Here is an 8,518-nt window from a genome sequence, read left to right on the forward strand (position 1 = left end):
GCCGTCGTGGTGTTGTGTGGTGCCGCGGCCTTAGGCCAGCTTCGAGGCCACCAGCTCGGTGAGGTCCACCAGGCGGTTGGAGTAGCCCCACTCGTTGTCGTACCAGGCCACCACCTTGACCTGGTTGCCGATGACCTTGGTGAGGCCGGCGTCGAAGACGCAGGAGGCCGGATCGTGCACGATGTCGGAGGAAACGATCGGGTCCTCCGTGTAGGTGAGGATTCCGGCCCAGCGCGGGTCGGCGGCGGCGGTACGGTAGGCGGCGTTGATTTCCTCCGCCGTGGCCTCGCGCTTCAGCGTGACGGTGAGGTCGGTGGCCGAGCCGGTCGGGACGGGAACGCGCATCGCGAAGCCGTCGAGCTTGCCCTTGAGCTCGGGCAGGACCAGCCCGATCGCCTTCGCGGCACCGGTGGAGGTCGGCACCATGTTGAGCGCGGCGGCGCGGGCCCGGCGCGGGTCGCGGTGCGGGCCGTCGTGCAGGTTCTGGTCCGCAGTATAGGCGTGGACGGTGGTCATCAGGCCGCGCTCGATGCCGAACTGCTCGTGCAGGACGCTGGCCAGCGGGGCCAGGCAGTTGGTGGTGCAGGAGGCGTTGGAAACGATGTTGTGCAGCGCGTCGTCGTAGTCGCCGTCGTTCACGCCCATCACCACGGTCAGGTCCTCGTCCGTGGCCGGGGCGGAAATGAGCACCTTGCGGGCGCCGGCCACGAGGTGCTTCTCGGCGTCCGCGGCGTGCGTGAAGAACCCGGTGGATTCGATGACGATGTCGACGCCGAGGTCGCGCCACGGCAGGTTGCCCGGGTTGCGCTCGGCAAAGACGCGGATGGTACGCCCGCCCACCACGAGGTTCCCCTCCTCCACGCGCACGTCCTCGGTCAGGCGCCCCGCCACCGAGTCGTACTTCAGCAGGTGGGCCAGGGACTCGGGGGCGGTGAGGTCGTTGACGGCGACGATCTCGAAGTCCGTTCCACGCCCAAGGGCGGCGCGGAAGAAGTTGCGGCCGATGCGGCCGAAACCGTTGATTCCGATGCGGATGGTCACGGGGGTGCTCCTTGGTGTGTCTACTGCGGGGTTTGTACTGCTGGGGGTGTTGCGGGGGCCTGCATTTATTGAGGACTATTATTTAGTCCCTAAATTTAAGCTCTACTACTATTATGGGGACAACCGCCCGACACGTCAAAGGTTTTTTCCGTGGACACCTCCGCCACCACTCCCCAGCTGCTCCGCCACGCCAACCTGCGTGCGGTCCTGGACGTCCTGCGGGCCTCCCCCGCGGTCACCGGAACCGACCTGATCCAGGCGACCGGGCTCACCCGGGCCACCGTCATCGCCGTCTGCGACGACCTCATCGCCCGCGGCTGGGCACGGGAAACCGACGCTTCCCGCGCGCCCGGAGGCCAGAAGGGCCGTCCCGCACGGAAGTTCGAGTTCAACGAGCACGCCGGGCACGTGCTGGGCCTGGACGTGGGCATGGCCACCGTGCGCGTGCTGGTCGCCGACCTCGCCGGGGCCGTGGTGGGGCGGGAGACGGCCCGCTTCAGCGGCCACGACGCTTCCGCCGCGGAGCGGAGCCGAACCATCACCGCCACGATCGACGCGGCCCTGGAGGCCGCAGGCGTGCCCGCCTCCAACGTGCTCTCGGTGGGCGTCGGCGTTGCCGCGCCCGTGGACCGGAAGGGAAGGATCGCGCCGGGGCACCACTTGGGATCCCTCTTCGACCTCGAGCACGGGGGCGGCCCCTGGACGGACCGCGAGTGGCCGGTGCTCCTTGAGAACGACGCCAACCTCGCCGCCCTCGCCGAGCGGTGGCGCGGCGCCGGATCCGGGGTGGACAACCTCGCCGTGATCCTGGCCGGCGAGCGCCTGAGCAGCGGAATCATCGAATCCGGCAGGCTGCTTCACGGTTCCTCCGGCGGCGCGGGCGAGGTGGGAACCCTGGAGATCGTGGACGGGGTCGGCAGCCACGACGGCATCGCCAAGCTGGCCCGACTGTGGGGAACGGCGGCGCTCAAGGCCGGCGAGCAGACGCTGATCCGGGACCTCGTGGGGCCGGGGACCACCCGCGTTTCGGCCCGCTTCGTCTTCGAGGCCGCCGCCGCGGGCGACGCCCTGGCACTGGAGATCCTGGACCGGATCGCCCGGCGGATGGCGCGCGTGCTCTCGCTGATCTCCACGTTCTTCGACCCGGAACTGGTGGTGATCGGCGGTGCCGTCGCGGCCTCGGCCACGGCCCTCCTGCCGGCGCTGACGGAGGAACTGGGCAAGCTGATCGACTCGCCTCCGCGGGTGGCCGTCTCGGACATGGGTGACGCCCTGGTGCCCACCGGCGCGGTCCGGCTGGCCCTGGACCACGTGGAGTCCAACATGCTGGACCTGGTGCCGGCCGCACGCCGCGGCGCGTAGCCACCTCCAGCCCCTTCCCCGCAGCTTCTCCCCCGCAACCCCCTCCAGCGGCCGGCCCCCGGCCGCCCTTTCCCGCGCGCCCGTCCACGCACGCCGGCGGCCGCCCAGGGCCTTCCGCGCCGCCGCCGAGCCCACCCCCACACGTCGGCCGCGCCCGCCCCACGCTGCCGCCGCGCGCGCTTCGCTCATGCCCGTTTATCTGGAATTATGTGTCTTTGTGTTGACATTGGCTTATGGGCGGACCTAAAGTCAGATAATCAAACATTTGTTGTGATTTGCATCACAAGCTATCGGAGGGTCCATGTTCGCCGAGGAACGACACCGACTGATCGGCGGCATGCTCGCCGACTACGGGAAGGTGACCGTGGCCGACCTGTCGGGCCGTTTCGGCATCACCCGCGAGACCGTCCGCCGCGACCTTGCCCAGCTCGAATCCGCCGGCGTCCTGCGCCGCGTGCACGGCGGGGCGGTCGCGGCCAGCAAGGCCAGCACCACCGAGGAAAGCCACACCGTCCGGACCAGCCGCCACTTCGCGGAGAAGCGCCGGATCGCGCAGCGGGCCCTGGACCTGCTGCCCCACGGTCCGGTTTCGGCGGTGCTCGACGCCGGCACCACCACCGAACTGCTGGCCGAGGCCATGGTGGACCGGATCCCCGCCCAGCGCGCCTCCGAGATCCTGGCCGTGACGCACGCCCTGCCGATCGCCAACCGCCTCGCCGCCTCGCCCGATTTCCAGCTCGAGCTCGTGGGGGGCCGCATCCGCGGACTGACCAGCGCCGCGATCGGCGCCCGAGCGGTCGAGCAGTTCCAGGCGCTGCGCCCGGACATCGCCTTTCTGGGCACCAATGGGGTGCACTACGAGTTCGGTCTCAGCACCCCCGATGTCCTCGAGGCCGCGGTCAAGTCGGCGATCGTGCATTGTGCCCGCCGGATCGTGGTCCTGGCCGATTCATCCAAGTTCGGCGAAGAGGCCTTCGTCCGGTTTGGAACGTTGAATGAAATAGATGCCCTGGTCACCGACAGGGCGCCGCAGGGCGCCCTCGCGGCGGCCCTGGAACGCGCGGACGTGGAGGTACTCGTCGCATGATCATCACCCTTACTGCCAACCCGAGCCTGGACCGCACGGTCGAACTCGCCGGCCCACTGGCCCGCGGCGGCGTGCAGCGGGCCACCTCCGTCTCCGCCCAGCCGGCGGGCAAGGGCGTCAACGTCGCACGCGCGCTGGCCGCCGGAGGCGAACAGATCCTGGCCGTGCTCCCCGGCGATCCGTCGGATCCCGTGGTCACGGGACTCGCGGCCGACGGCCTGGCCTACCTGGCGCTGCCGATCGGCCAGGCGCTGCGCAGCAACATCACGCTGGCCGAGCCGGACGGAACCACCACCAAGGTCAACGAGCCCGGTCCCGCGCTGTCCGCCGCCCAGCAGGAGGAATTGGCCGACGCCGTCCTCGAGGCCGCCGCGGGCGCGGCCTGGGTGGTCCTTGCCGGCTCCCTGCCGCCCGATGTCGTCGAGGACTTCTACGCCCGGCTGACCGCGCGGATCCGCCGGGAACTCGGGGCCGCGGCTCCGCTGGTGGCCCTCGACTCCTCGGGCGCCCCGCTGGCCTCGGCCTTTGCGGGCGGCCGGGAGCAGATCCCGGACCTCATCAAGCCCAACGCCGAGGAGCTCGCCGAACTCTCCGGGGTCGCCACGGCCGGCGAACTGGAGTCCGATCCTGCGCTGGCGGCCTCCGCGGCGCGTGCGCTGGTCGACGCCGGCGCGGGCGCCGTCCTTGCCACGTTGGGTTCCCGGGGCGCGGTGCTCACCACCGGCGCGGGTTCCTGGTTCGCCTCCCACCCGCCCGTTGCCGCGCGCAGCACGGTTGGGGCGGGCGACTCCGCACTGGCCGGCTACCTGCTGGCCCACCGAGCCGGGTCCGACCCGGCCGGCTGCCTTCGCCAGGCGGTCGCCCACGGCTCCGCGGCCGTGGCGCTGCCGGGCACGGCAATCCCCTCCCCCGACCAAACCACCCCTGCCGCCGTCAACGTCGTCGGTATCTAACCACCCCTTGCGAAGGAACCAGCCATGACCCAACTCATCACCGAAGGCCTCGTTCGCCTCGATGCGAACCTGGGGGCCTCCAGCACCGAGGTCATCAACCGATTGGCCGCAGCCGTTGTGGACGCCGGCCGCGCCGTCGACGTCGACGCGCTCGCCGCCGACGGGATCGCGCGGGAGGCGAAAACCTCCACCGGCGTCCCCGGCGGCATTGCCATCCCCCACTGCCGCTCCGCGGCGGTCACCGAGCCGACGCTCGCCATGGCCCGGCTGGCGCCGCCGGTGGACTTCGGGGCCAAGGACGGCCCCGCCGACCTGGTGTTCTTCATCGCCGTGCCGGAGGGCGCGGACAAGGAGCACCTGGGGCTGCTGTCCAAGCTGGCCCGCTCGCTGGTCAAGAAGGACTTCACCGCCGCCCTGCGTGCCGCGCCGACTCCGGCCGCGATCGTCGAACTCGTGGAGCAGGCGGTGGGCACCCCCGTACCCGCCGCCGTCCCCGCGGGGGCAGCCGCGGCCGGTGCCGCACCGGCCGCGGTTGCACCGGCGGCACCTGCCGCCCCCGCGGCCGAGACCGGCCGCCCCACGCTGGTGGCCGTCACCGCCTGCCCCACCGGCATCGCGCACACCTACATGGCCGCGGACTCGCTGGTGGCGGCCGCCGAGGAGGCCGGCGTCGACCTGCACGTGGAGACCCAGGGCTCCTCCGGCGCCACCGCGCTGCCCCCGGAGGTCATCGCCGCGGCCTCCGCCGTCATCTTCGCCGTCGACGTCGACGTGCGGGAAAAGGAGCGCTTCGCCGGCAAGCCGGTCATCCAGTCCCCGGTCAAGCGCGGCATCGACGAACCGGCGGAGATGATCCAAGAGGCCCTCGCCGCGGCCAAGGACCCCAACGCCCGCCGGGTCTCCGCCACGGCGGACGTGTCCGGCCACGACACCGTTGGGGCCGACGAAGGCTTCGGGGCCAAGCTCAAGCGGGCCCTGCTCACCGGCGTCAGCTACATGATTCCCTTCGTGGCCGGCGGCGGCCTGCTGATCGCGCTGGGCTTCCTCATGGGCGGCTACACCATCACCGAGTTCGCGGACCAGATCACGCTGAACAACTCGCTGTGGAACCTGCCCACCGAGTATCCGCCCCAGGCATGGGGCCCGCTGGGCGCCTACCTCGGCGCGGTCGCCTTCAAGATCGGCGCGCTGTCCATGAGCTTCCTGGTCCCCGCGCTGGCCGGCTACATCGCCTACGCGCTGGCGGACCGGCCCGGCATCGCCCCGGGCTTCACCGCCGGTGCCGTGGCGGTCTTCATGGGCGCCGGCTTCATCGGCGGCCTGGCCGGCGGCCTGCTGGCCGGCTGGTTCGCGCACTGGCTGGGCACCCTCGCCCCGCCGCGCTGGCTGCGCGGGCTGATGCCCGTCGTGGTCATCCCGCTTCTGGGTTCCATCGTCGCCTCCGGGCTCATGTTCCTGGTCCTCGGCGGCCCCATCGCCAGCCTCAGCGCCGGCCTGAACTCCTGGCTGGGCAGCATGACCGGGGCCGCGGCGCTGCTCCTCGGCCTCATCCTGGGCCTCATGATGGGCTTCGACCTCGGCGGCCCGATCAACAAGGTGGCCTACTCCTTCGCCGTGGCCGGACTGGGTGCCGGCACCGTGGCCTACCAGGCCCCGTGGCAGATCATGGCCGCCGTCATGGCCGCCGGCATGGTCCCGCCGCTGGCGATGGCCCTGGCCACCGTGCTCGACCGCAAGCGGTTCTCCCTCGCCGAGCGCGAAAACGGCAAGGCCGCCTGGCTGCTGGGCGCGTCCTTCATCTCCGAGGGCGCCATCCCGTTCGCCGCTGCCGACCCGCTGCGCGTCATCCCCGCCTCCATGATTGGCGCCGGCATCACCGGAGCCATGGTGATGTCCACTGGAGTGACCTCGCAGGCCCCCCACGGCGGCATCTTCGTCTTCTTCGCGATCGGCAATTTCGTGATGTTCGTGGTGTCGATCGCGGTCGGCACGGTAGTGTCCGCCTTGGCGGTCCTGGCGCTGAAGCGCTACGCCACCAGGAAGGCAGTGGCATGATGAGCACTCACCCCACCTCGGAAACCGTCCTGCGGGGCGTCGGAGTCGGCGCCGGACGCGTGATCGGTCCGGTGCGCCGGATGCCGCACCCGATCACGTCCCCCACCGAGGGCGCCCCGCTGCCCGAAGGGACCACCGTCGAGTCCGAGACCCACCGGCTGGGCGAGGCCGCGCAGGCCGTCGCGGCCAACCTGCGGGCCCGCTCGGCCTCGGCCAGCGGCGACGCTGCAGCGGTCCTGAAGGCCACCGCCCTCATGGCCGGGGACAGGACCCTGCTCAAGGCAGCCAGCAAGCTGGTCGCCACCGGCACGTCCGCGGAATCGGCGATCTGGGAGGCCGCGGAGGCGGTCGCCCTGCAGCTGGAGGCCTTGGGCGGCTACATGGCCGAACGCGCCACGGATGTGCTCGACGTCCGGGCCCGCATCGTCGCCGAGCTGCGCGGGATTCCCGCCCCCGGGATCCCGGAGGCGGACGAACCGTTCGTGCTCTGCGCGGAGGACCTGGCCCCGGCGGACACCGCCGCGCTGGACCCGGCCCGCGTGCTGGCGCTGGTCACCTCGGAGGGCGGACCGCAGTCCCACACCGCCATCATCGCCCGGTCGATGGGCCTGCCCGCCGTCGTCGCCGCCCCCGAAACGGTGGGTCTGCAGGACGGGACGCAGGTGTTCGTCGACGGGTCGGCCGGCGTGGTCATCATCAACCCGGGCCCCGAGGAGGAGGCCGCGGCCGCCGCCTACGAGCAGCGCACCCCGCTGCCGGACTTCGACGGAACGGGCACGACGGCGGACGGCCACCGCGTCCCGCTCCTGGCCAACGTGGGTGGCGGGGCCGATGCCCGCGCGGCCGCGGAGGCCGGGGCCGAGGGCGTGGGCCTGCTGCGCACCGAGTTCTGCTTCCTGGGACGGGATAAGGAACCCGGGCACGAGCAACAGGTCTCCGCCTACCGGGAGGTCTTCGATGCCTTCCCCGGACAGAAGGTGGTGGTGAGGACCCTCGATGCCGGGGCGGACAAGCCGCTGCCGTTCCTCACCGACTCCACCGAGCCGAACCCCGCCCTGGGCGTGCGCGGGTACCGGACCGACGTCTCCGTGCCCGGCGTGCTGGAGCGGCAGCTGGCCGCCATCGCCGAGGCCGCTTCCGGCTCCACCGCGGAGGTCTGGGTCATGGCGCCGATGATCTCCACCCCCGCCGAGGCCAACGATTTCGCCGGGCTCTGCGCCGCGGCGGGGTTGCGGATCCCGGGCGTTATGGTGGAGGTTCCCTCCGCCGCGGTGCTGGCCCGCTCCGTGCTCGCCGGCGTCCGCTTCGCCTCGATCGGCACCAACGACCTGACGCAGTACGCCATGGCGGCCGACCGGCAGCTCGCCCCGCTGGCCGCGCTCAACGACCCGTGGCAGCCCGCGGTGCTCCACCTGGTGCGCTACACGGTCGACGGCGGCGCGCAGGCCGGCGACGTTCCCGTGGGCGTCTGCGGCGAGGCCGCCGCGGACCCGGCCCTCGCCGTCGTCCTGGTGGGCCTGGGCGTCGCAACCCTGTCCATGAACCGGCGCGCGCTGTCCCAGGTCTCCGCCGTGCTGCGCACGGTGACACTGGAGCGGGCCCGCGAACTCGCCCAGCTGGCCCTCGACGCCCCCTCGGCCGCCGAGGCCAAGGAGCGTGTCCGCGCCGAGCTGCCGGATCTTGAACGATTCGGCCTCTAACCGATCCCCCAGGCCCAACAACCAACCACACAGGAGAAACACCATGGCAGAACGCACCGCCACCATCGCCAGCCGCGTCGGGCTCCACGCCCGCCCGGCCGCCATCTTCGCCGAGGCCGCCGCCGAGCAGCCGGTCGAGGTGACCATCGCCCTCGAGGGAGAGCCGGCCGAGGACGCGCTGGACGCCTCCAGCATCCTCGCCCTGATGGGCCTGGGCGCAGAGCACGGAACCCGCGTGGTCCTGCGCGCCGAGGGCGAAGGCGCCGAGGCCGCGCTGGACGCCCTGGCCGCCGTGCTGGAAACGGACCACGACGCCGCCT

The 8,518-nt window shown here is 72.1% G+C and carries 7 protein-coding genes; 6 read left to right on the plus strand and 1 reads right to left on the minus strand.

Annotation, left to right across the window (positions count from 1 at the left end):
- Window positions 1-30: 30 nt before the first annotated feature.
- Window positions 31-1,041: a type I glyceraldehyde-3-phosphate dehydrogenase gene (gap, locus tag ABD912_RS15595; RefSeq protein WP_345152157.1), complete on the minus strand. Its 1,011-nt coding sequence runs from the start codon at window positions 1,039-1,041 to the stop codon at window positions 31-33.
- 150 nt (window positions 1,042-1,191) lie between these two features.
- On the opposite strand from gap, the gene ABD912_RS15600 reads away from it, so the two are divergent.
- The 6 genes from ABD912_RS15600 to ABD912_RS15625 form a co-directional block, all read left to right on the plus strand.
- Window positions 1,192-2,403, plus strand: coding sequence for an ROK family protein (locus tag ABD912_RS15600; protein ID WP_345152158.1), 1,212 nt, complete (start codon window positions 1,192-1,194; stop codon window positions 2,401-2,403).
- 301 nt (window positions 2,404-2,704) lie between these two features.
- Complete coding sequence (locus ABD912_RS15605) at window positions 2,705-3,490, plus strand: DeoR/GlpR family DNA-binding transcription regulator (protein WP_345152159.1); 786 nt, start codon at window positions 2,705-2,707, stop codon at window positions 3,488-3,490.
- The gene (locus tag ABD912_RS15610; RefSeq protein ID WP_345152160.1) at window positions 3,487-4,443 is read left to right on the plus strand and encodes a 1-phosphofructokinase family hexose kinase; all 957 of its coding nucleotides are present in this window, start codon (window positions 3,487-3,489) and stop codon (window positions 4,441-4,443) included. The genes ABD912_RS15605 and ABD912_RS15610 overlap by 4 nt, the downstream gene beginning before the upstream one ends.
- Before the next feature lie 24 nt (window positions 4,444-4,467).
- Window positions 4,468-6,498, plus strand: a complete 2,031-nt coding sequence (locus ABD912_RS15615) for a PTS fructose transporter subunit IIABC (protein WP_345152161.1) — start codon at window positions 4,468-4,470, stop codon at window positions 6,496-6,498.
- Window positions 6,498-8,198 (plus strand): phosphoenolpyruvate--protein phosphotransferase, encoded by a 1,701-nt coding sequence (gene ptsP / locus ABD912_RS15620; RefSeq protein ID WP_345152162.1) that lies wholly within the window; start codon window positions 6,498-6,500, stop codon window positions 8,196-8,198. The genes ABD912_RS15615 and ptsP overlap by 1 nt, the downstream gene beginning before the upstream one ends.
- Window positions 8,199-8,241: 43 nt before the next feature.
- Window positions 8,242-8,518 (plus strand): HPr family phosphocarrier protein (locus tag ABD912_RS15625; protein ID WP_345152163.1); only part of this gene is annotated, 277 nt, incomplete at its 3' end.

Source organism: Arthrobacter ginkgonis, from assembly GCF_039540195.1.
In the GTDB taxonomy this organism is placed as follows: domain Bacteria; phylum Actinomycetota; class Actinomycetes; order Actinomycetales; family Micrococcaceae; genus Zafaria; species Zafaria ginkgonis.

Bases quoted from the DNA above. Each gene is read 5' to 3' on its own strand.
- ptsP (WP_345152162.1), top strand. From the start codon at position 6,498: ATGAGCACTCACCCCACCTCGGAAACCGTCCTGCGGGGCGTCGGAGTC.
- ABD912_RS15605 (WP_345152159.1), top strand. From the start codon at position 2,705: ATGTTCGCCGAGGAACGACACCGACTGATCGGCGGCATGCTCGCCGAC.
- ABD912_RS15615 (WP_345152161.1), top strand. From the start codon at position 4,468: ATGACCCAACTCATCACCGAAGGCCTCGTTCGCCTCGATGCGAACCTG.
- ABD912_RS15610 (WP_345152160.1), top strand. From the start codon at position 3,487: ATGATCATCACCCTTACTGCCAACCCGAGCCTGGACCGCACGGTCGAA.